This window comes from Bacillus sp. TL12 (genome assembly GCF_022625245.1).
Classification (GTDB): domain Bacteria; phylum Bacillota; class Bacilli; order Bacillales; family Bacillaceae_G; genus Bacillus_A.
This window is the reverse complement of record NZ_JAJJBY010000002.1, coordinates 115,927-136,665: the sequence shown is the minus strand read 5'-3', so window position 1 is coordinate 136,665 and position 20,739 is coordinate 115,927. Positions and strand designations below refer to the sequence as shown.

Below are 20,739 nucleotides of genomic sequence, written 5' to 3'. Positions count from 1 at the left end.
GAGGCGGATTCATTTAACGTTGTTTCTTTTCTTTTGTATAATCTATATAGACCAAAACAGCTACAACAATAAAACTTATACTAACCATTCGGAAGATCATTTCTAAACTCATCCACTTCGCTAAAATTCCTAATGCAAATGCACTAATCCGAACGCCAACGTCAAAGCTTGAAAAGAAGGTTGCATTTGCCGCTCCGCTTTTTTCTGCGCTAACCTTTTGTACCGCCCACGTTTGTAAACAGGGCATAATCGTTCCGTAACCTGCCCCAAATAAAATCGCTGCAATAATAAGATACAAATTATTTGTCGCATACGATAACATAACAAACGATAGAAATCCTAATATTGCTGAGACGATAATAATCGACCACGGCCCTTTTTGGTCGTACCATTTTCCCGTAAAGGGACGTAGTAAAGTTGACACAATTGCATTAACTAGAAAGAATAGAAAAATGTGATCTAATCCTTTTTGCTTTCCAAAAAGAACTAAAAAAGTAAGAATCGCTCCAAAACCGAGAGTTGTAATCACTGCTAGTAACGCTTGAAACCATACTTCCCTTTCAAAAACCATCTCAAAAAAGCGAAAGGGTTGTTTCTCACGCTTTACAGGAGTAGGAGTATGAACAAATAAAAGCATAATAGTTGCTAATAAACTAAGTGTCACTGACGACCAAATTAAAATCTCAAAAGAAAAAGTATTGTAGATAAAAATCCCTATACTCGGTGCGATAATAGCTCCGACCGTTGTTGAAACAGAAAAATATCCCATTCCTTCTCCTAATCGCGCCTTAGGAATTAACTCCACAGCCATTGTACTGTTAGCAGTTGTTGATACACCCCAAGCCACTCCATGAAAAATTCGTATGAGTAAAAACAACCATAAAACATTCAGAAACGGATATATGAGTGTAACAATCATTAAAGCTACACTTGCACCAATAGCTAGATTTTCCCCTTTATTATCAGTTAAATAATATCCGATTAAAGGTCTAATACATACAGCACCTATTGTAAATAACGTTGTAACTAAACCTACTTGAATAGAATTGGCATTCACACTTATTAAATAAGCTGGCAAAATAGGGAGCATCATTTCAAACCCGATAAACACAAAAAAATTACTAAGAAATAAACAAATAAATGATCGATTCAATATTTTTTGATTTTCCATATCGTGATTCCTCGCTTCTAAATTATTCTTTAACTTAGAAGCGACCAGATCACTGAAACGTTTTTCAATCGTCTTAGTCTTTTAGCCAATTGAATCACCCTCTCTCGTTCACATTACAATCTATATCAAAATATCGTTTTAACTCAAAATAAAAATCCCGTATTAAAAATAACACTTTTAATACAGGATTCTACTCTATATAATCATTCTTGGCAACTGCCTTTCGTATTCATTTAAGAATGAGTAACCTACCTAACCTAAAGTTTTTTGAAATAACTTCTATAATTAAGTAACATAAAAAGTGTTTTTTATTATTTTTCTGAAAATACCTATATTTCCCATTAGAAACAAAACAAAAAATACCGAGCACCCTCTGCTCGGTATTTTTATTGTTCTTAGTCCTCTTTTGGAAGAACAATTCCTTTATATAATTGAACTGTAACGAAGTAATAAATTGCGTAAATGACTACGAAAATAATAACAGGAAGCCAAATACGGAAGTACGGATCAATTAGGATGAACGAGAAGATGTTCATACCAACTAACACGTGTACAATACCTACGATTGCCGGGAATAAGAATACTAAGAATAATTCTTTATAAATTGATTTTGTTAATAATTCACGGCGAACACCGATTTTACGAAGCATTTGATAACGCGTAATATCGCTTGATGCACCAGATAGAATTTTAAACATTAAACAACTTGCCATCATCGCTAAGAACGCAATCCCTAGGAAGAAGCCCATGAATACTGTTCCGCTGGCGATGCCGTAAAATCCAGTATAAAATTGGTTTTTACTTTGCAAGGAATCTTCTTTTACATTTTTATATTTAGCTAGCTGCAACTCGTCAATTTTTTTCCATTCTTTTTTATATGTTAAGAAATCATCTACTTTTCCAAGTAATGCAACACCCTCTTTACCTTGCAAACCATCATACATTTTTTTATCTACAATTTTGATTGTTTGATCAGGGGATACATAGAATGGGTGAATCGTTCTAAAGGCATTATCCCACTCCTCTGGAATTACATTATCAGATTTTTCTTGACTGAATTTCGAAATCGCACCTACTGGCAGTTCTCCAGAAGCTCGTTTCACTTTACCGATATCTTTCATTCCTTTAACATCTTTTAAATCTTGTACTAAAGGACGATTTTTCTCCAAATCTTCTTTTAAATAATACACATATTTATCATCTGTTTTGTAACGATATTCACTTTTCTCTTTAAATGTAATATCATCTAAAATTTTCTTTTCTTCGGCTGTTGGATTATGAATCGCAACATCATAAATCGCAAAACCATCGACAGTGAGCATAACGTTATTTTTAAATGCCATACCGCCAGAAATCGCACCTGCTCCAAGCGCGACTAACATCGCTACTGTCGCTAGTACTTTTGTTAAACTGTTAATACGGAAGTTTAATTGTGCAAATGTAAAGGCATTAAGTCCTTTTTCAGTACGCTTTTTATTACTTTTAAGCTTGTTAATAATAAGCGGAAGGAATGTTCCAAATAACATGTAAGTTCCGGACGTTACAGTAATTAATGCAATAATAATTCCCATTTGCTGTAGCTTATCCATATAAACCATAGAAGCATAGCCGATTGCTAATAGAATAATTCCAATGACCGCAAATATAACAGTCTTTACTCCTTTTGCAGAAACACGATCCGTTTTGGAATCTGCATGAACCAATTGCAGAACCGTGATACGTGATAATTTGATACTATTCATAATTGCTGATAAAACAAATAGTACTAAGAAGAAAATACATGTAACCAGCATAGATGGAACATAAAATGCATGGTAGCCACCTGCAGTAAATTCAAGCTGCTGCATAAGTAGTTTACCAACGCCTTGCGCTAGCCCTACACCAACTGCAATACCAACTACAAGAGATGCTGCTCCTAATACAATTGTTTCAATAAACATAAGCATTGTAACCTTATGTTTTTTGGCTCCTAACATCATATACATACCGAATTCTTTTTGACGAAGTGATAGCAAGAAAGAGTTGGCATATAAAATATAGAAGAATGTAATGATAGCTAATAGTACCGCACCTGCATGGAATACGAATTGAATACTGCTGATTACAGAATTCGCTTCAATAAACGCTTTATTCAATGCTAACGTTTGGAACATGTAAAAGATTGAAATTGACATCACAAGACCAACAAGTAAGACGATGTAATCTTTCAGCTTACTTTTTAGTCCTGACATAGAAAGCTTAAATAACATGCTTGAACCTCCTTTCTTATGCTTTTTGTGTACCTAGGTCTGCAAGCACATCTAAAATTTCTTTATAGAACGCTTCACGCGTACCACTGCGGTGAATTTCTTTATATAACTCACCATCTTGAATGAACAAAATACGCTGACAATAACTTGCACTGTATGGATCGTGGGTAACCATCATAATAGATACGCCTTGTTCTTCATTTAAGTTTGTCATTGCGCCTAAAAGACTTGTTGCGTTTTTAGAATCAAGCGCTCCTGTTGGCTCATCTCCTAAAATGATAGCTGGCTCATGCACAAGCGCACGTGCTGCCGCTGAACGTTGTTTTTGTCCACCAGATACTTCAGATGGGTACTTTTGAAGGATTTCTGAAATTCCTAACATTTCCGCTACCTTTTCTACTTTTGGGCCAATCTTTCTTGAAGGAACACCTTGAAGAGAAAGTGGCAATGCAATGTTTTCATAGATTGATAAGTTTTCTAATAAGTTGAAGTCTTGGAAGATAAACCCTAACTTCTGAGAACGGAAATCTGAAAGCTCACCTTGCTTCATCTTTGTAATATCAGTTCCTGCAATTTCAACAACACCGCCCGTTGCTTTATCTAACGTTGAAATAACATTTAGTAATGTTGTTTTACCAGAACCAGATGGTCCCATAATTCCAACAAATTCACCCTCTTGAATTGAGAATGATACACCTTTTAATGCATGTGATTGACTCTCGCCTTTTTTACCGTACACTTTTTGGACGTTTTTTACGTCTACAACTGGTTTGTTCATCGTTATCCTCCTACGTTTGTTTTTCCGTTTCCTATTTTGCGCCTTTTCGAGAATATCTGCCATTGTTTAACATTACATTTACCTTACACTTTTGTAATCTAAATAAAATGGCTCGACATGTTACAAGCAACATATCGAGCCATTTGTTATTTTAAGCTATCTAAAACAGTTATATTAAAGACGTGTAATTTTTCCAACACTGGCACTCGGATCCACCTCTAATGTATCGCTATATTCAACTTCATCTACATTACAATCTGGACCGATTTTTATATGATGACCAGCCACAAGGGATGCCTCTGTTTTACTTAAAGTAATGTCGTTTCCTTTTATCGTTTTACAAGTCATTCTTTTTTTATGCCTGGAATGAAACTTGTCAGCGATACAAAATTACGAGCTGGATCTACTCTAATGGTATCTCCTTCGATATTTTGTAATTCACTAGTTGTAATAAATTGTATCCCAATCTTTTTCGCTTGCAGATTTCCATGTACTCGTACAGCCCCTTGTACTGTAAATGTTTCTGCATAAACATCATCCTTCAGCGATAAACTACCCGAAGAGTCTATATGTTTTGCTTGTATCTGTCCTAATAATTTACAACTGCCGGTATTTTTCATTTCATTAATTTGAGATGCTCCTTCAATTTTGCATGCACCAGAATTACTAAAACTTTTAGCAATTAAACTTCCTCGAATTACGCAGTCTCCAATTATACTGAATTCATTAGCCTGTACATCCTTTTTAAAAGATGCAACGCCTTTTACACCAACACTTTCGGCAATCACTGGTTGTGAAAAAGATTTGCTACCAAATACATTGATTTTGCCCTGTCCATTAGCAATTTTGGTTTCCATCGTATTTTTCATCTATATCCTCTTCCCTTTACTTTTTCCCGCCGTGTTTTTATAAACAAATCCATAATTTTAATCTCTCTCTATATATTAAATGTACCATATATTACCACTAAGGAACGTAAAAAAACTGAACCTTGTAGGCTCAGCTTTTCTTTTTATCCTTTTAAAACAAACTCATTTCCCTCATTATCTTTAAAGATAGAGAATGTACCCCAAGGCATTTCATTTGGCTCTTGTGTAAATTCTACACCGCTCTTCTTCATTGTTTCATACGTTTCTGTTATATTTTCTGTTACGAATACGATTGATGCTTTTAACTCATTTGCATTTGGCATCATTGTTTTTGGATAAATGACTAAATGAGAACGAGTTCCTTTTGGCCCTACTTCAATCCAGCTTGCATTTGGTCCCATTGGATCATTACGGTATACTTCAAATCCAGCCTTTTCTGTCCAAAATTCAAGTACCTTTTGTTGATCATCTACGTAAACTGCTACTGTACCGATATGTGCAATCATTATGTATTCCTCCGTTACTCTCCTTACTTGAAACTTAATTATAATGTAGGTATTCAAAATTGCAAAAAATAAAACCAGGTCATACTGCGACCTGGTTTACTCTGATTGTTTTGATCTTTGCGGTTGTCCTTTTTTACGATTACGCTGCTTCGCTTGTACGACTGGATCCAGTTCATTAGAAAACTCTGCGTTATGCCCATTTTGCGTTTTTTGCTCTGGGTTGTTTTGATCTGAACGCTTTGCCATTCCTATCACTCCTTATCAATGCGGTGTAATAATCATTTGATGCTGTAATTGACGAACTGCCATACGCGCACGGTTTAACTGCTCACGCTGTTCATCATTCGCATGTTCTTGCATAACTTGTAAATCGTTATACGCTTGTTCTAATTGTAACTGGGCATCAGAATATTCCATTGTATTGTAATGCTCTTGTCTACTTCCTATATCTAATTGCTCTTTTGCATATTCGATCGCTTGCTGTGCTTGCGTAATATATTCTTCAAGAGATTGACGTTCTGCCATCATATAGCCTCCTTGCCTTTAGTTCCCCTTTAGTGTGTCCCTTCCATGTCGACCTTATGAGTATGTTATAATGGATTTTGTTTCATTTTAGGCTTTAGGAGGGATATGTAATGAAGGTTCAAAACCCTTTTCCATATACAAATGACAATAAACGTTACCATACGTGGAATTATCACTTACGAAAAGAATTCGGCGAAAAAATCTTTAAAGTTTCATTAGATGCTGGATTTGATTGTCCAAACCGTGATGGCACAGTCGCATACGGCGGATGTACATTTTGTAGCGCTGCTGGTTCTGGTGACTTTGCTGGTGATCGCCGTGATGATGTTATAACGCAGTATCATGAGATGAAAGAAAAAATGCATTCAAAATGGAAGGATGGAAAGTGTATTGCTTATTTCCAAGCGTACACAAATACCCACGCTCCATTAGAAGTGTTAAAAGAAAAATTCGAACCACTTTTAGCTGAAAAAGATGTAGTTGGTCTTTCCATCGCAACTCGTCCAGATTGCTTACCTGATGATGTTGTTGAGTACTTAGCTGATTTAAATAAACGCACGTATCTTTGGGTAGAACTTGGACTACAAACGGTTCATGAACGCACAGCAAACCTTATTAACCGCGCTCATGATTATCCATCATATGTAGAAGGTGTAAACAAACTTCGTAAACACGGCATTAGAGTATGCTCTCATATTATTAACGGCCTTCCGCTTGAGGACTACGACATGATGATGGAAACAGCCCGTGAAGTCGCAAAACTTGATGTACAAGGCATCAAAATTCATTTGCTTCACTTATTAAAAGGAACGCCAATGGTGAAGCAATATGAAAAAGGACAATTAGAATTTCTCTCTCTCAAAGATTACGTAAGTCTCGTTGTTGACCAACTTGAAATCATTCCAGCAAATATGATTGTGCACCGCATCACAGGTGACGGACCACCTGATTTAATGATTGGTCCAATGTGGAGCTTAAACAAATGGGAAGTATTAAATTCCATCGATGCGGAATTTGTACGCCGCGGAAGTTGGCAAGGAAAGTATGCTCAGGAGGTGAAACTAGTATGAAATTAGAACGCGTCTTGCCGTTTGCACGCACGCTTTTGCAAACAGCTGTTACAGAAGGAGATTACGCCGTAGACGCAACGCTTGGCAACGGTCACGATACTTGTTTTTTAGCGGAGATTGTTGGAGAAAATGGGAAAGTATTTGGATTTGATATTCAGCAAGAAGCAATTGAAAATTCGGCGGCTCGTCTAAAAGAAAAAGAGTTAGAGGAACGAACTGTTCTGATTCATGATAGCCATGATACGTTATTAGATGTCTTACCTGAAAAAGCAACAGGTAAAGTAACCGGAGCCATTTTCAACTTAGGTTACCTTCCTGGCGGCGACAAACATATCGTTACTAAACCGAACTCAACGATAGCTGCCATCGAACAATTATTAGAAGTTATGGCACCAGAAGGAATCATCGTTCTTGTCATTTATCACGGACATCCAGAAGGACAAGTAGAGCGTGATGCAGTATTGAAATTTGCTGAAGAACTAGATCAAAAACAAGCTCACGTGCTTCGTTACGGATTCATCAACCAACAAAATAACCCGCCATTTATTGTGGCGATTGAGAAGCGCTAAATATATGGGCGATTCACCAAGACATATCGATTGCTAAACAAAAATCAACAGAAAAAGATGGGCACATGCGGCACATCTTTTTTTGCATTGTTGCACCTTATCATATGCCATATAATGGATATATATAAACATTATATGGAAAGGGGTATAACAATTTTGTTATTAGAACTAAAAGCAATACAAAAGACATACGACAAACAACTTATACTAGAAAACATCCATTTATCCATTCCAAAAGGACAAGCGGTTGCTATAATCGGCGGTAATGGTACCGGAAAAAGCACTTTACTCAAAATTATAGCTGGATTTATTCATCCTACAGTAGGCACAATTTACAAAGCAGCAAATATGAAGATTGGATATGTACCAGAACATTTTCCAGAAGACATTCGTTTTACACTCGAAGATTATTTACATCACCTTGGCCGTATTCATGGTCTGTCAAAAGAACATTTACAAAACAAAATCCCCTCACTATTAGAGACTTTTCATTTGCAGCATGCCAATCATTTTGTTATCAAAAACTTTTCAAAAGGAATGAAACAAAAAACGAATATTATGCAAGCACTCCTTAGTAATGTTGATGTATTAATTTTAGATGAGCCACTTTCCGGACTTGATCCAAAGTCACAGCAAGAACTTGAACATATATTACTTACAGTAAAAAACAAGGTCTCACGATTCTCTTCACTTGCCATGAAAAACAACTGTTAGAAAGCTTTGCCGACCGAATTATAACAATTGCCAATCATACAATTGCAGAGGACATACTTTTGGCAACTAATATAATCCAAAAAGAACATATTTGCATAGAAGCGACCGTACCACACACATTTTCCATCTCAGAATTACAAACACAATCCGGCTATGTACATGTTACATATAACGCAAAACAGAATCTCATTCAATTACAAATTGAAAAAACTTATACAAATGACATACTTTACTATCTATTACATAACAATGCGTCCATTACATTATTACAACCTAAATTGTTACGGCGAGAGGAGGATTTCTATGATCGCACTCATCCGTTACAACTTTCTTGATTATACAAAATCATATAAATATGTTCCTCCCATCGCAATGTACATTGTAAGTTTACTTTTTATTTATACTTACAAACCGAATCCAATTGTTGCAACATACTCAGAAACAGCACTTACGCTCTATTTACTTTCAGCTTGGATTACGATTACACTTTTTCACACGGAAAACCCTATTCAAGAACAAATTACATTGTCACATACAAAAAACATTCGGGCTTTATACCTTGGTAAATATACAACAGTACTCCTTATTAGTAGCGTTCTATCTCTTATATCTGTTATCTATCCCATTATCTTTCAAATGTTCAAAGAAAAAATGACACTCTCATTATTGATTACAGGATTCCTTTCCCACTTTTCTTTATCTATACTTGGTATCTCCATCGCAACTTTATTTACACGAAACATCATAAAAAAAGCAAGTACAGCTTGGCTGAGCCTTTCACTTGTACTACTGATTACTATTGCATCGATTCGGCTCAAAAAAGACATGCCGGAACTATTGTGGGTTTTCCCGCCGATTAACAGCTTTATGATGCTTAGTTCACATGAACACGACTTGGCTACCCATACACTATGGCTTACTGCATGGGCACTTTTCTATTCATATATTTTAATGAGTTGGTTTCTTTATCTTGTACGAAAAAGAAGGAACATGTAGACGAAAACAAGAATTTCTATATTCAGATTATAAAATCAGGAGGATATACAACAATGATTGGAATACTAGCAGGAATGGGGCCAAAATCAACAGGGCCATTCATTGATACAGTAATTGAGCAGTGCCAGAAAATATATGGCGCAAAACATGATATGGACTTCCCTCATATGATGATTTATTCTTGTTCAACGCCTTTTTATATCAATAGACCGATTGATCATAAAGCTATGGAACAAGCGATTATAACTGGCGCACAAAAACTTGCAAGTACAGGTGTCGATTTTATTGCAATGCCATGTAATACAGCTCATCTATATTTGAACCATTTACAAAACTCGATTTCAGTTCCCATTTTAAACATGGTAGATGAGACGATAAAAGACATACCAAATCATGTTAAAAAAGTAGCTCTCTTAGCAACCGACGCCACTGTTCAATCTGGTATATATCAAGTTGGCATTACAAAACGTAATATGGACTATATACATAAGGACCGTTGGCAAACTGATACCATCCAAATTATCTCAAATATAAAAGAAGGAAACATAAGTGAGGCAAATGAACTGTGGCGTACACTTTGCATAGAATTAGTTGAATCAGTAGATGCCGTTATTATAGCTTGTACAGACTTGAATGTTGTATCAGGAGCAAACCCACATAACCTTTACTTTGTGGATTCATCTGCTTGTCTTGCCAAAGCAGTTGTCCATAAATATTTATTCAGTCAAAAAATAGAAAAGAAGTGAAATATATCAATAGTTCAATAAAACTGCTATAAAAAGGCGTGCACATGCTGTACGTCTTTTTATATTTCCCTAAGACTTTTGATTTTTTTCACACTTCTTTCAAAGTAATCACACTTAATCTCGTTATATTAAATACGTATTTTATTTATATAAGGAAGGTTAGGGGAACTAAAGGATGAAACTAAATCGATCGCTTCACTACATTTTCTGGAGGTGGCATTTTTACGCTGGTTTATTTATTACACCACTTCTCATTACTTTGTCGCTCAGTGGAATTGGATATCTATTTCGCGAAGAGGTTGAAAATGTTATTTACAAGGATTTATATTTCGGAAATAGTCAGCAAACAGAATCTCTTTCTATGACTGAATCCGTTTCGCTAACAGAAAAGAAATATCCTCACTATAGTGTGACAAAAATTAGCTATTTTGAAAATGATTATAATACAAGGCTGACAATGAAAAATGAATATACAGGCGATCAAAAATATGTATATTTGGACAAGCATAATCAAATTGTTGGCAATCAGAATGCGAATGAAACGTTCGCAAATATAATGAGAGAATTACACAGTTCACTTCTAGTTGGCGGGACTGTTGTAAACTATTTAGTTGAGTTAGCGGCTTGCTGGACGATTTTTTTAATTGTTACAGGCTTATACATGAGTATAAGACGGTTTAAAAACACTCCCGTGGCAAATGCTAGAGAGCGTTCCAAACGACTGCATAGCATAACCGGTATCGTATTTACAATTCCACTCATTCTCTTAGTACTGACAGGATTACCTTGGTCTGCTTTCATGGGGAAACAAATTTATAATATCGCAACTTCTAATGAATCACTCGGTTATCCAAAATTATATATGGCTCCGCCAGAGTCCAAATTTAAAGAATTACCGTGGGCGACTAGACAAGAAACACCTCCACAATCAAATATAACTGAGCAAGCCACTCTTTCCATTGATGAACTAGAAAAAAAGATTCAAATTAAAAAGCCTTATGTAATTGCATTACCAAATGATCAAAAAGGCGTATTTATTGTTTCAAAATCTAGCGGATCGGGTATTACAGGAATGCACGTATCGCCAAATGAAGAAATCACGGCTTATTTTGATCAGTATAGCGGGGAGCTTATTTCAAAAATTGACTATCGTGACTATGGATTATTTGCACAATGGTTTTCTTATGGTATCCCTCTTCACGAAGGGCATTTGTTCGGATGGCCAAATAAAATACTATGCTTATTAACAACATTATCTTTATTACTTCTCATTTATTTCGGAGTTAAAATGTGGCTAGCAAGAAAACCAAAAGATAAGTTCGGCGCACCACCAAAACAAAAAGATAAGAAAAGCATATTGGCCTTCATACTTATTATGATTTTCTTAGGAATTGCCATGCCTTTATTTGGTTTATCTGTTCTCATTATTTTTATTGTTGAATTTTTACTATACCTTTACTCTAAAATACGGGTAAAAAAATGAAAAAAAGCATTTGTACAATTCATCTTGTACAAATGCTTTTATTTATGACTCAACTTTTTCATTCTCTCTAAAATTATAAAGAGAATGTCACCAATAATAATAACTCCTAGAATAGCTTGTGCCACATAGTCCATTGTAGTTGGCCCACCAGCTCTATTTATCATCGTATATATTCCCAGCAGGAATGAAACCAAAAGGCATACTAGCAAAGTAATTTCGATATGTTCATACAGTTTTTTGAAAAAATGTTTCATTGTTATCGCTCCTTTATATGTATTTCACCATAAATTCCATATATAGGTTCGTTATTCTACATATACATAACAACTTGTGGGACGTATTCTAAGCTACCACCCTCTCTTCTAATTTGCGAACAAATACACTAGGGTCTACATGTTGAATATGTTTTATTTTGACCCACTCCGTACCATGTTGAATTGAAATTCGCGTTCCAAACAAACCTTCTTTCACCTTTATAGTGGATATGTTATCAAATAAAAACTCTTCAAATAATGTATTCCCTGCAATATCAGGCCCACAGAAAAAGAGCCTTCTATTTGTCAAAACGAGTACACCTGGTCGCATGACACTCCGATATATGAAAGTTTCTAAAGAACATTTCATATGCGATACGATATTTTCACCCTCATATAATTTCCCTTCGGCTTGTTCTAACATATTTTCCATACCACCACCGCCTTTTGAAATGACTATATTTCAATTATCCTAAAATTGGAATATAAAGTCAAAATACAATACATGACGAAGTTTCTCAAACAAAATCAATCAAAAAAAGACGTGCATCACATACACGTCTTTTCCTTCCTCCATCACTGCGCTGTTTTCTTTCGGTACATCTTCCCGTTCCAATAGAAGAAGCGTGAAGTGAAGCCTCCGTATTTCACAATGCGCCGTGCCATTTGCTGCATATTCTTTTGCTCTGATACCTTTTGATCAGATAAATAAATTCCAAGGAGTCCGCGGCTAATTAGGCGATGAAACTTCGCATGTGGTAAGTCACCGATATTTCTTTCTGCCTCTTCCACAAAATGCTTCATTCGCTCTAATATGACTTGTTCATTTTCATAATAACTACAGAAGTTTAAGTCCCCGCCAACGCGATCTTCCTCTTGATCAATGAAATAATCAAGTAAAATATGAAGCCCTTGTACATATGGGAAATAACCTTGCTTAATCTTTGCAATATCTTCATCATGTAGTTCATCATGAAACGCATACGCAACAAGACAAAAAATTCCAAGTGTTGATCCTGCACATGCGGAAAATTCAAACCAACTCATTGGTGGTACATTTTCTTTATGAGCCTCAAACCATGTTTGCAAGCGCGGTTCTCGCTCTTCTAATTTCACATGCTTATGGATTTGCAAATCACAATAATAACAAGCAAGTTCATGAAGAATGGGGGCAATTTTATCATAATGCTTTGTTTTTCTTAATACCTCTTGGCATGTTGCAACAAGCTCATCTAAATAACCGCCATCATCTTGATCATCACGGTAACGATAGTAATTCGCGCCTTCACTTTCAGGTGTTAATGCAGTCAACATTGATTCATGCAGTGCAGCAAAATCATTCGGATCAAGCGATGTACTACGATCACACAAGTTATCCAAGTAATCACTAATCGTCTGATACGCCACAATAAAACGAATACAGTCCTCACGGTGTTCATTTGCAAGCAGAGCTAAAATCCCCCCGCCCTCGCAATGAAACGTTTTATGTTCAATACTTGCAATTGCCTGATTATGAAGCTCGTCATTCGGAATATGGTAAGCACGCTCTTTCCACATCGCTAGCTCATGGTGTACAACCGGAAACACATCACGGTATACTTTCGCCATGAGCGTTATGGGATTACTCGGTACGTTCACTTCTTCCTTCATCTCCTCTATTAAATGTCCAAATCATTATTTATTTGTTTCTATTATGTTATTTACGTGTATTTCAGTAAATGCTTTGATATAGCTAAAAATTTCATCTCGCTCATACTCATTTAATAGCTCATGGTAACAATTTGACCATTCCTTATACGCCTTATCACTAACCTTTAAGTTATCAAACCATTTACGGACACGTGTTTTATCTACAAGTTTATCCTCACACGCCTGCATTAGCAAGAGCGGAACATCTGGAAAATCATCTATTTTGTCATGCGCAATCTCAATAGATTTTATCAATTCACTATACCAACGAACTGACACCTTACGCAAGAACAATGAATCATTTTCCATTGCATCACGAATTTCTTTATTCCTCGTTGACATTTCTACTGTAAGGTTGGTGGGAAATTGAAGTTTCGGCGTGAGAATATTTAACAACTTTGAAGCAGCTCGAAGCGGTGCGGCAGGTGTAGCTAAAACACCTAAGCATGGCGAGCTTAATATAATTCCGTCTATATCTTCTCTCTTCGTTTCTTCCATCATTCGAATCACAATAAGTCCGCCCATACTATGTCCAAATAAAAAAATAGGAAGTCGATATTTCCTTGCTTCTTTTACCCACGATTTCACTTCTTCTATGTATTCATCAAATGAGTCAATATGTCCTCTATTTCTTGAAGTTGTTCCATGAGCGGGAAGATCTCCCATAACAACATGATACCCGAAATGAGTCCACATTTCTGCTAGCGCCTCATAACGTCCATGATATTCCATCGCACCGTGCACAATCACGATTACCGCTTTTGCCTCTTCTGCTTCATAATTCCACATACGAAACTCCCCCATTTCGCTCTTTTCTGTAATTTGATACACTAAAACTAGTTTCTAGGAAAGGAAGGCTTTACATGATATATCCTTATAAAGATAAAAATCCGAAAATTGCGAGTAGTACTTTTATCGCTGACTACGTTACGATTACAGGTGATGTCACAATTGGTGAAGAATCAAGCATTTGGTTTAATACAGTTATTCGTGGTGATGTCTCACCAACAATCATTGGAAACAGAGTAAATGTGCAAGACCAATGTACACTTCATCAAAGCCCGCAGTACCCTCTTATTTTAGAAGACGATGTGACAGTTGGACATCAAGTAATTTTACATAGCTGCACCTTAAAAAAAGATGCTTTAATCGGGATGGGCTCTATTATTTTAGACGGCGCTGAAATTGGCGAAGGTGCATTTATTGGCGCTGGTAGTTTAGTTTCACAAGGAAAGAAAATTCCTCCTAACACGCTTGCTTTCGGTCGCCCTGCAAAAGTTATTCGCGAATTAACAGATGAAGACCGAAAAGATATGGAACGCATTCGTAGACAATATGTTGAAAAAGGACAGTATTATAAATCCTTACAAAAATGATTCCATATAAATTCAAATTAAAAAATTAACATCAAACCATTCTTTTGAGATGGGTGAGAGCATCCAGCCATGCATAGAAGCGGTCAGTGCCTTTTTAGCCCTATGCCATGTAAAAACAGAAGGAGATAATGAGTGAAAGCCTCTTTCTGTTCTTCATAGCCTCAATTTATCCCGCATTAACGGGCAGTAAGGCCTCCACCTCAATATTCAGTGAGAAACGAGGAAGATAGGTGGCGGATAACTGTCCGTAAAAGCCCGATTGATTCAACTAACCATCCGTGGTGGATGAAGAAAACCCCCACGGATGGAAGTTTCACTTTATATGTTAAAAAATCAAATTGGATTTATATACTTTGCTGCCACCATACTGGCAGCTTTTTTCGTTAAAACTCTAACCTTTTCTTTACAAAATCTTATTATTCCCTCAATAAAATCTTATTAAAATAGAAGATATCATCTGAATATATATGTAAATGAGAGGAGAGAGGTTTCATGAAGGTCAGCTCCTTATATAAAGTAGAATGTTACATTTTCAAAGGAATTAACCGTTACTTTGATCAAAAAACATTAAATATCTTTTTCCGCACGATTACACATATCGGTGGTGCAATCTTTTCTATCTCACTCACGTTATGCTTTCTTATCTTTTTAAAAGGTCTTCTGCACAATGCCGCAATTGCAGCAGCTCTTTCATTAGCAATCAGTCACATTCCTGTGCAAATTTTAAAAAGATGGTACCCACGTAAACGGCCTTATTTAACAATTCAAGATGCGAAATACCCATTGCATCCATTACAAGATCATTCATTTCCGTCTGGTCATACAACAGCTATTTTTTCAATTGTTGTTCCATTTATTTGTTATGATACAAGCTTGGCAGCCTTTTTACTTCCATTAGCAATGATTGTAGGAATTTCCCGTATCTATCTTGGGCTTCACTATCCATCAGATGTACTTGTAGGTATGTGCCTTGGCACATGTTCTGGCATCATCTCTTTTTATCAATTCATTCCACTTTTCATGTAAAGGAGCGATTGGATGAGAGTCGCCATATTTACTGATACATTTACACCGCAAGTAAACGGCGTGGCAAAAACATTAGATCGTTTGACCTGTTATTTTCAAAAACAAAATATTTCCTATTCCGTATTTGCACCGCAGCATACAGCAGAAGATGACTTCGTAGCCAATGTGAATAAAATGAGAAGCATCCCGCTGAAAATACTATACCCAGAATGCCGATTTGCTTTTCCAACTCCGCGTATTAAGCGAGAGCTTCTTAGCTTTAGACCCGATATCATTCATGTCGCTACCCCTTTTAACATAGGACTATGCGGCATGTATTACGCAAAAAAATTAAATATCCCTCTCGTCGGTTCTTATCACACTGACTTTGATGCCTACTTGAAGTATTATAAAATTGAATTTTTCTCCAATATGTTATGGAATTATTTAAAATGGTTTCATAGCCATATGCAAAAAAACTTTGTCCCTTCTCTTGAAACATTGCAGCAATTAGCTAAAAAGGAATTTCAAAATTTATATATATGGGCACGGGGAGTAGATGGTTCTCTCTTCCATCCTGCTTACAATAAAGACGTATTCCGAAAAAAATATAATATTACTGCTCCACACATTCTTTCATATGCCGGACGCATCACCCCTGAAAAAGATATTGAGACACTTCGTATATTGATTCAAACAACACTTAAAGAACGAACAGATGATATTCATTGGCTTATTGCCGGAGATGGCCCCCTTGCCAAAGAATTACGTAAAACCGCGCCAACAACTAACGTAACCTTTACAGGATATTTACAAGGAGAAAGCTTAGCAGAAGCTTATGCATGCTCTGATCTAATGGTATTTCCATCGACCACCGAAACATTTGGCAATGTCGTACTTGAATCACTTGTATGTGGTACACCCGTAATTGGCGCAAATGCTGGCGGAATAAAAAATATTATTACAGATGGAAAAACAGGGGTTCTTTGTGAACCAAAAAATGTGAACTCATTCTTATCATCCATTTATCAATTGTTAAATAACGAAGAAATGCGGAAACAACTGAGCATAGCTGCTAGAACCTACGCTACTACACAAAGCTGGGACGAGATTTTTTACGGCTTATACATGCAATATGAAGAGGTGCTTCAGCAAAACAATACCGGACTACTTGCCTAATACTCATAAAATAAAAAGGTATGACGCTATAACGTCATACCTTTTTATTCTTTTTCTCATTCAGTAACCGGACATATTCCTCTTGTGTATTTACATTCATAAACAATTCCTTCGCCACATTCCATTCTTCTTCCATCACATACTTTACATGACACTGCGATAAAAGCTGTCCCACACTTCGTTTTTCTTCATGTAACAATGCGTATATTTTTTCTTTTACACGATCATGATATGCCGCTAATAATGGCTGCTTTCTTCCATCAATAACCGGAATAATAGCTTCATATTCATCATCTATTTGCCTTGTTAATACTGTGATCCACTCATTTGAAAGATTTGGCGTATCACAAGGAGAAACGATATACCACTCTGCATTTATATGCTCCATTCCTGATACAATCCCCGCAAGCGGTCCATCTCCTTTATAGGAAGGAATATCTTCTATAACAGGAACGTCTACTAAAGTAACAATTCTTTCTCTTATATCAGGATGACTAACGCTAACGACAACTACATCTTGCACGGTAGTCTGCATGACCTGAACAATGTGTTCGATAAAAGTATGTCCTTGCCAGCTTGCTAAGGCTTTTGGCTCACCAAAGCGCCTCGACATACCACCTGCCAATACAATTCCTGCTATTTTTTTCATTGGCGATGCAGCTCAAATGTAATGTGTCCAAGCTCAGGTAAAATCAATTTATTCATCGCAAGACGAACCGCTCCGCTAGAACCAGGCATCGAAAAGACAACTTTTCTCCCTATTGTTCCACCAATCGCTCTACTTAGCATTGCAGCGCTACCGATATCTTCTAAGTAGCTAATCATTCGAAACAGTTCACCAAATCCAACGATTTCCTTATCTAATAATGCTGAAACGGCTTCAATTGTCACATCACGCTTCGTAATGCCTGTTCCGCCGTTTGTTAAGATAACGTCAACATCTTCTTGGTGATAGCCAGATAATACAGCTTGCCTAATATCTTCTTTATCATCTTTTATAATTTCATAAGCAGTTACCGTATGTCCTGCTTCTACTAATAATTCTTTTAATAACTTACCGCTCTTATCTGTCTCTTCTGTACGTGTATCAGAGACCGTAATAATTTTGCAGCGCACTTTTTTTGGCGCTTGTTTTTTATGCTCTATAACGCTCATTTTTATTCGCTCCTTCTTATGAACTACTCATAATTTTATCATATCGGATAGAAAATCTATCAAATATGAAGTACATCACACTTACATAATTATGTAGTGAACGGATAAAGCATTATGATACAATATTAGTATATATAACCATAAAAAGGGAGCTTTATGATTCGAGTGCTATTTAACACTATAAGGCGACATATGCCAATTATCCCATTTCTCATTCTTCTAAACCTTTGCCAACTCATTGCCTATGGATGGGATATCGATGTTTTAAAATTATCTGCCAAAATGTCAGATAGTTCTGACCACACATACTTAACAAGTACAGCAAGCCCTCTCGTACTCGCCTACTTATTTCAATGGACTTGGGATCGTTCGAAACAATCTGATACGAAATAATTTTTTCATAGGAGGTTTATCCATGGAACTTTATCAAAAACTCACAACCGTATTTATCCTTCTATTTGTCGCTTCCATCAGTGCCGGGATGGCGTTAAAGGATGCTGTTCCTTATTCAGCAATCGGTGGCTGGAGATTCGCGACGCTCTTTTTGCTATGCAGTGCATTTTGTGCTGAAAAAGCGCGTCAAAAGAAAGGTTGATGGCATTGTTTCGCAAAAAATCTACACTCTGCTTGGTTAGCTTCCTAAATTTGATTCCATAATTATGTGCAGTGGAATTAGCCAATCTACATGTAAATAGAAAATCCATACAATAAAAAAAGCTTTGCGCCTTCGCGCAAAGCTTTTTCTTCTTATATTATAGACCAGCTTGCTCTTTTAAAGCTGCCGCTTTGTCTGTACGTTCCCATGAAAGGTCTACATCAGTACGTCCGAAGTGGCCGTAAGCTGCTGTTTGTTTGTAAATTGGGCGACGTAAGTCTAACATTTTGATAATGCCAGCTGGGCGAAGATCGAAGTTGTTACGAACTAGTTCTACTAGTACTTCTTCAGATACTTTACCAGTGCCGAATGTATCAACTGAAATTGATACTGGTTGTGCTACACCGATTGCGTATGCAAGTTGTACTTCTGCTTTGTCAGCAAGACCAGCTGCTACGATGTTTTTCGCAACATAACGAGCTGCGTACGCTGCAGAACGGTCAACTTTTGTTGCATCTTTACCAGAGAATGCACCGCCGCCGTGACGAGCGTATCCACCGTAAGTATCAACGATAATTTTACGTCCTGTTAAACCAGCATCCCCTTGTGGTCCACCGATTACGAAGCGGCCAGTTGGGTTAATGAAGAATTTTGTTTCCTCATCCATTAATTCTGCTGGTACGACAGCTTTGATTACATGCTCTTTTAAGTCACGATCGATTTGTTCCCACGTAGCTTCTGGGTGATGCTGCGTTGAAATTACAATTGTATCGATGCGTACTGGTTTACCATTTTCATCATACTCAACTGTAACTTGCGTTTTACCGTCTGGACGTAAATATTCTAATGTTTCATCTTTACGTACTTCCGTTAAACGACGAGCTAATTTGTGAGCAAGTGAGATTGGAAGTGGCATTAATTCTTTTGTTTCATTACATGCGAAACCAAACATTAAACCTTGGTCCCCTGCACCGATTGCCTCAATCTCAGCGTCAGTCATTTGACCTTCACGTGCTTCTAACGCTTGGTCAACACCCATAGCGATGTCAGCAGATTGCTCATCGATAGATGTTAAAACTGCACAAGTTTCTGCATCGAATCCGTATTTTGCACGAGTGTAACCGATTCCTTGGATTGTTTCACGAACGATTTTTGGAATATCTACATAAGTAGAAGTCGTAATTTCCCCCGCTACCAATACTAAACCAGTTGTTACTGTTGTTTCACAAGCTACACGTGCGTTTGCGTCTTTTGCTAAGATCGCGTCTAAAATTGAATCAGAAATTTGGTCACAAATTTTATCTGGATGTCCTTCAGTTACAGACTCAGATGTGAACAGATGACGTTGTTTTGTCATGTGGTAAACCTCCCTACAGTAATTGTATATATTGTACGGAACTCATCCTTAATTTGCCACAAACTGCGACATTCATTTATTCTCCCACACAAGCATAAAGAAAAACCTTTCCTATTTATAGAGAAAAGGTTTAATTTGCTACTTGCATACTGCTTTTTGCCCTTCGCTCTTATCGTTCGAGACCTTTCGCCTCGCACAGGTTTTAGCACCTATTCACTTGTTTTTACCAATACAAGTGAGGTTGCCGGGCTTCATCGGGCCTGTCCCTCCGCCAGCTCGGGATAAGAGAGTATCCGTCCCAACCTATACTAAAGAAATGATATTCATTTGTCAATTAATATTCACATATTCCTACAAGTTTTTCGCATTTCTCCCCGCATTAACGGGCAGTAATATCCCACCCCAAAAAAATTTTGAAAGAACAAAGAAGATATATGTAATAACTGCCCGTAA

Annotated in this window: 25 protein-coding genes, 1 pseudogene and 1 riboswitch; of the genes and pseudogenes, 11 read left to right on the top strand and 15 right to left on the bottom strand. The window is 36.8% G+C overall.

All coding sequences use genetic code 11. The features are described 5' to 3' along the window. Positions 1–13: 13 nt before the first annotated feature. From LOK41_RS02670 to LOK41_RS02635, 8 genes are all read right to left on the bottom strand, one after another. Positions 14–1,171 carry an MFS transporter gene (locus tag LOK41_RS02670; RefSeq protein ID WP_241815055.1) on the bottom strand — a complete coding sequence of 386 codons (1,158 nt, stop codon included), beginning with the start codon at positions 1,169–1,171 and terminating at the stop codon, positions 14–16. A gap of 395 nt (positions 1,172–1,566) precedes the next feature. Beyond that, complete coding sequence (locus tag LOK41_RS02665) at positions 1,567–3,420, bottom strand: FtsX-like permease family protein (protein ID WP_241815054.1); 1,854 nt, start codon at positions 3,418–3,420, stop codon at positions 1,567–1,569. 16 nt (positions 3,421–3,436) lie between these two features. After that, a complete protein-coding gene (locus LOK41_RS02660; protein ID WP_241815053.1) occupies positions 3,437–4,198 on the bottom strand; it encodes an ABC transporter ATP-binding protein in 762 nt (253 codons plus the stop codon). A gap of 174 nt (positions 4,199–4,372) precedes the next feature. Next, positions 4,373–4,546: a hypothetical protein gene (locus tag LOK41_RS02655; RefSeq protein WP_241815052.1), complete on the bottom strand. Its 174-nt coding sequence runs from the start codon at positions 4,544–4,546 to the stop codon at positions 4,373–4,375. Beyond that, positions 4,543–5,067: a hypothetical protein gene (locus LOK41_RS02650; protein ID WP_241815051.1), complete on the bottom strand. Its 525-nt coding sequence runs from the start codon at positions 5,065–5,067 to the stop codon at positions 4,543–4,545. Before LOK41_RS02650 ends, LOK41_RS02655 begins: the two co-directional genes overlap by 4 nt. A 143-nt stretch (positions 5,068–5,210) precedes the next feature. After that, complete coding sequence (locus LOK41_RS02645; RefSeq protein ID WP_241815050.1) at positions 5,211–5,573, bottom strand: VOC family protein; 363 nt, start codon at positions 5,571–5,573, stop codon at positions 5,211–5,213. Between the two features lie 96 nt (positions 5,574–5,669). Beyond that, positions 5,670–5,819: a glycogen biosynthesis protein GlgD gene (locus LOK41_RS02640; RefSeq protein WP_241815049.1), complete on the bottom strand. Its 150-nt coding sequence runs from the start codon at positions 5,817–5,819 to the stop codon at positions 5,670–5,672. Between the two features lie 15 nt (positions 5,820–5,834). Further along, positions 5,835–6,098, bottom strand: a complete 264-nt coding sequence (locus tag LOK41_RS02635) for a YtzC family protein (protein WP_241815048.1) — start codon at positions 6,096–6,098, stop codon at positions 5,835–5,837. Between the two features lie 110 nt (positions 6,099–6,208). Here LOK41_RS02635 and mnmL point away from each other — a divergent pair, with 110 nt between their 5' ends. The 6 genes and pseudogenes from mnmL (at position 6,209) to LOK41_RS02605 (ending at position 11,676) form a co-directional block, all read left to right on the top strand. Beyond that, complete coding sequence (gene mnmL, locus LOK41_RS02630) at positions 6,209–7,168, top strand: tRNA modification radical SAM protein MnmL/YtqA (protein WP_241815047.1); 960 nt, start codon at positions 6,209–6,211, stop codon at positions 7,166–7,168. Next, a complete protein-coding gene (mnmM, locus tag LOK41_RS02625) occupies positions 7,165–7,737 on the top strand; it encodes a tRNA 5-(aminomethyl)-2-thiouridylate-methyltransferase MnmM (protein ID WP_241815046.1) in 573 nt (190 codons plus the stop codon). Before mnmL ends, mnmM begins: the two co-directional genes overlap by 4 nt. Positions 7,738–7,893: 156 nt before the next feature. After that, positions 7,894–8,786, top strand: a pseudogene (locus LOK41_RS02620) (ABC transporter ATP-binding protein). Then, positions 8,755–9,447: an ABC transporter permease gene (locus LOK41_RS02615; protein ID WP_241815045.1), complete on the top strand. Its 693-nt coding sequence runs from the start codon at positions 8,755–8,757 to the stop codon at positions 9,445–9,447. The pseudogene LOK41_RS02620 and the gene LOK41_RS02615 overlap by 32 nt, the downstream one beginning before the upstream one ends. Positions 9,448–9,500: 53 nt before the next feature. Further along, on the top strand, positions 9,501–10,193 hold the full coding sequence (locus LOK41_RS02610; protein WP_241815044.1) for an aspartate/glutamate racemase family protein: 693 nt from the start codon (positions 9,501–9,503) through the stop codon (positions 10,191–10,193). 175 nt (positions 10,194–10,368) lie between these two features. Next, positions 10,369–11,676 (top strand): PepSY-associated TM helix domain-containing protein, encoded by a 1,308-nt coding sequence (locus tag LOK41_RS02605; RefSeq protein WP_241815043.1) that lies wholly within the window; start codon positions 10,369–10,371, stop codon positions 11,674–11,676. 38 nt (positions 11,677–11,714) lie between these two features. Here the strand turns inward: LOK41_RS02605 and LOK41_RS02600 are convergent, their stop codons facing one another. From LOK41_RS02600 to LOK41_RS02585, 4 genes are all read right to left on the bottom strand, one after another. Beyond that, a complete protein-coding gene (locus LOK41_RS02600) occupies positions 11,715–11,930 on the bottom strand; it encodes a hypothetical protein (protein WP_241815042.1) in 216 nt (71 codons plus the stop codon). Between the two features lie 88 nt (positions 11,931–12,018). Continuing rightward, positions 12,019–12,363 (bottom strand): PH domain-containing protein, encoded by a 345-nt coding sequence (locus LOK41_RS02595; RefSeq protein WP_241815041.1) that lies wholly within the window; start codon positions 12,361–12,363, stop codon positions 12,019–12,021. Between the two features lie 143 nt (positions 12,364–12,506). After that, complete coding sequence (locus LOK41_RS02590) at positions 12,507–13,568, bottom strand: DUF2600 family protein (protein WP_141540247.1); 1,062 nt, start codon at positions 13,566–13,568, stop codon at positions 12,507–12,509. A gap of 36 nt (positions 13,569–13,604) precedes the next feature. Next, positions 13,605–14,408 carry an alpha/beta hydrolase gene (locus LOK41_RS02585; protein ID WP_241815040.1) on the bottom strand — a complete coding sequence of 268 codons (804 nt, stop codon included), beginning with the start codon at positions 14,406–14,408 and terminating at the stop codon, positions 13,605–13,607. 74 nt (positions 14,409–14,482) lie between these two features. On the opposite strand from LOK41_RS02585, the gene LOK41_RS02580 reads away from it, so the two are divergent. The 3 genes from LOK41_RS02580 to LOK41_RS02570 all read left to right on the top strand — a co-directional run bounded on the left by LOK41_RS02580 (position 14,483) and on the right by LOK41_RS02570 (position 17,179). Further along, positions 14,483–14,995: a gamma carbonic anhydrase gene (locus tag LOK41_RS02580; RefSeq protein WP_241815039.1), complete on the top strand. Its 513-nt coding sequence runs from the start codon at positions 14,483–14,485 to the stop codon at positions 14,993–14,995. A 492-nt stretch (positions 14,996–15,487) separates the two neighbouring features. Continuing rightward, positions 15,488–16,021 carry a phosphatase PAP2 family protein gene (locus LOK41_RS02575; protein WP_241815038.1) on the top strand — a complete coding sequence of 178 codons (534 nt, stop codon included), beginning with the start codon at positions 15,488–15,490 and terminating at the stop codon, positions 16,019–16,021. Between the two features lie 12 nt (positions 16,022–16,033). After that, positions 16,034–17,179: a glycosyltransferase family 4 protein gene (locus LOK41_RS02570; protein WP_241815037.1), complete on the top strand. Its 1,146-nt coding sequence runs from the start codon at positions 16,034–16,036 to the stop codon at positions 17,177–17,179. 34 nt (positions 17,180–17,213) lie between these two features. Here LOK41_RS02570 and mobA read toward each other — a convergent pair whose 3' ends face one another. After that, complete coding sequence (mobA, locus tag LOK41_RS02565; RefSeq protein WP_241815036.1) at positions 17,214–17,828, bottom strand: molybdenum cofactor guanylyltransferase; 615 nt, start codon at positions 17,826–17,828, stop codon at positions 17,214–17,216. After that, positions 17,825–18,334 carry a MogA/MoaB family molybdenum cofactor biosynthesis protein gene (locus tag LOK41_RS02560; protein ID WP_241815035.1) on the bottom strand — a complete coding sequence of 170 codons (510 nt, stop codon included), beginning with the start codon at positions 18,332–18,334 and terminating at the stop codon, positions 17,825–17,827. The genes mobA and LOK41_RS02560 overlap by 4 nt, the downstream gene beginning before the upstream one ends. 156 nt (positions 18,335–18,490) lie before the next feature. On the opposite strand from LOK41_RS02560, the gene LOK41_RS02555 reads away from it, so the two are divergent. Both LOK41_RS02555 and LOK41_RS02550 read left to right on the top strand, forming a co-directional pair. Beyond that, complete coding sequence (locus tag LOK41_RS02555) at positions 18,491–18,727, top strand: hypothetical protein (protein WP_241815034.1); 237 nt, start codon at positions 18,491–18,493, stop codon at positions 18,725–18,727. 22 nt (positions 18,728–18,749) lie between these two features. Next, positions 18,750–18,929, top strand: coding sequence for a hypothetical protein (locus LOK41_RS02550; RefSeq protein WP_241815033.1), 180 nt, complete (start codon positions 18,750–18,752; stop codon positions 18,927–18,929). Between the two features lie 157 nt (positions 18,930–19,086). On the opposite strand, the gene metK is transcribed toward LOK41_RS02550, so the two are convergent. Next, positions 19,087–20,286 carry a methionine adenosyltransferase gene (gene metK / locus LOK41_RS02545; protein WP_241815032.1) on the bottom strand — a complete coding sequence of 400 codons (1,200 nt, stop codon included), beginning with the start codon at positions 20,284–20,286 and terminating at the stop codon, positions 19,087–19,089. Positions 20,287–20,452: 166 nt separating this feature from the next. Further along, positions 20,453–20,574, bottom strand: a riboswitch (SAM riboswitch). Positions 20,575–20,739 lie beyond the last annotated feature (165 nt).

Excerpts from the sequence above, each read along its gene's own strand:
- LOK41_RS02595 (WP_241815041.1), bottom strand. The coding sequence starts at position 12,363 with ATGGAAAATATGTTAGAACAAGCCGAAGGGAAATTATATGAGGGTGAA.
- LOK41_RS02575 (WP_241815038.1), top strand. The coding sequence starts at position 15,488 with ATGAAGGTCAGCTCCTTATATAAAGTAGAATGTTACATTTTCAAAGGA.
- LOK41_RS02655 (WP_241815052.1), bottom strand. The coding sequence starts at position 4,546 with ATGACTTGTAAAACGATAAAAGGAAACGACATTACTTTAAGTAAAACA.
- LOK41_RS02550 (WP_241815033.1), top strand. The coding sequence starts at position 18,750 with ATGGAACTTTATCAAAAACTCACAACCGTATTTATCCTTCTATTTGTC.
- LOK41_RS02640 (WP_241815049.1), bottom strand. The coding sequence starts at position 5,819 with ATGGCAAAGCGTTCAGATCAAAACAACCCAGAGCAAAAAACGCAAAAT.
- LOK41_RS02585 (WP_241815040.1), bottom strand. The coding sequence starts at position 14,408 with ATGTGGAATTATGAAGCAGAAGAGGCAAAAGCGGTAATCGTGATTGTG.
- mnmL (WP_241815047.1), top strand. The coding sequence starts at position 6,209 with ATGAAGGTTCAAAACCCTTTTCCATATACAAATGACAATAAACGTTAC.
- LOK41_RS02650 (WP_241815051.1), bottom strand. The coding sequence starts at position 5,067 with ATGAAAAATACGATGGAAACCAAAATTGCTAATGGACAGGGCAAAATC.
- LOK41_RS02660 (WP_241815053.1), bottom strand. The coding sequence starts at position 4,198 with ATGAACAAACCAGTTGTAGACGTAAAAAACGTCCAAAAAGTGTACGGT.
- LOK41_RS02555 (WP_241815034.1), top strand. The coding sequence starts at position 18,491 with ATGATTCGAGTGCTATTTAACACTATAAGGCGACATATGCCAATTATC.
- metK (WP_241815032.1), bottom strand. The coding sequence starts at position 20,286 with ATGACAAAACAACGTCATCTGTTCACATCTGAGTCTGTAACTGAAGGA.
- LOK41_RS02560 (WP_241815035.1), bottom strand. The coding sequence starts at position 18,334 with ATGAGCGTTATAGAGCATAAAAAACAAGCGCCAAAAAAAGTGCGCTGC.
- LOK41_RS02600 (WP_241815042.1), bottom strand. The coding sequence starts at position 11,930 with ATGAAACATTTTTTCAAAAAACTGTATGAACATATCGAAATTACTTTG.
- LOK41_RS02570 (WP_241815037.1), top strand. The coding sequence starts at position 16,034 with ATGAGAGTCGCCATATTTACTGATACATTTACACCGCAAGTAAACGGC.
- LOK41_RS02605 (WP_241815043.1), top strand. The coding sequence starts at position 10,369 with ATGAAACTAAATCGATCGCTTCACTACATTTTCTGGAGGTGGCATTTT.
- LOK41_RS02670 (WP_241815055.1), bottom strand. The coding sequence starts at position 1,171 with ATGGAAAATCAAAAAATATTGAATCGATCATTTATTTGTTTATTTCTT.
- LOK41_RS02580 (WP_241815039.1), top strand. The coding sequence starts at position 14,483 with ATGATATATCCTTATAAAGATAAAAATCCGAAAATTGCGAGTAGTACT.
- LOK41_RS02665 (WP_241815054.1), bottom strand. The coding sequence starts at position 3,420 with ATGTTATTTAAGCTTTCTATGTCAGGACTAAAAAGTAAGCTGAAAGAT.
- LOK41_RS02645 (WP_241815050.1), bottom strand. The coding sequence starts at position 5,573 with ATGATTGCACATATCGGTACAGTAGCAGTTTACGTAGATGATCAACAA.
- LOK41_RS02610 (WP_241815044.1), top strand. The coding sequence starts at position 9,501 with ATGATTGGAATACTAGCAGGAATGGGGCCAAAATCAACAGGGCCATTC.
- LOK41_RS02635 (WP_241815048.1), bottom strand. The coding sequence starts at position 6,098 with ATGGCAGAACGTCAATCTCTTGAAGAATATATTACGCAAGCACAGCAA.
- mnmM (WP_241815046.1), top strand. The coding sequence starts at position 7,165 with ATGAAATTAGAACGCGTCTTGCCGTTTGCACGCACGCTTTTGCAAACA.
- mobA (WP_241815036.1), bottom strand. The coding sequence starts at position 17,828 with ATGAAAAAAATAGCAGGAATTGTATTGGCAGGTGGTATGTCGAGGCGC.
- LOK41_RS02615 (WP_241815045.1), top strand. The coding sequence starts at position 8,755 with ATGATCGCACTCATCCGTTACAACTTTCTTGATTATACAAAATCATAT.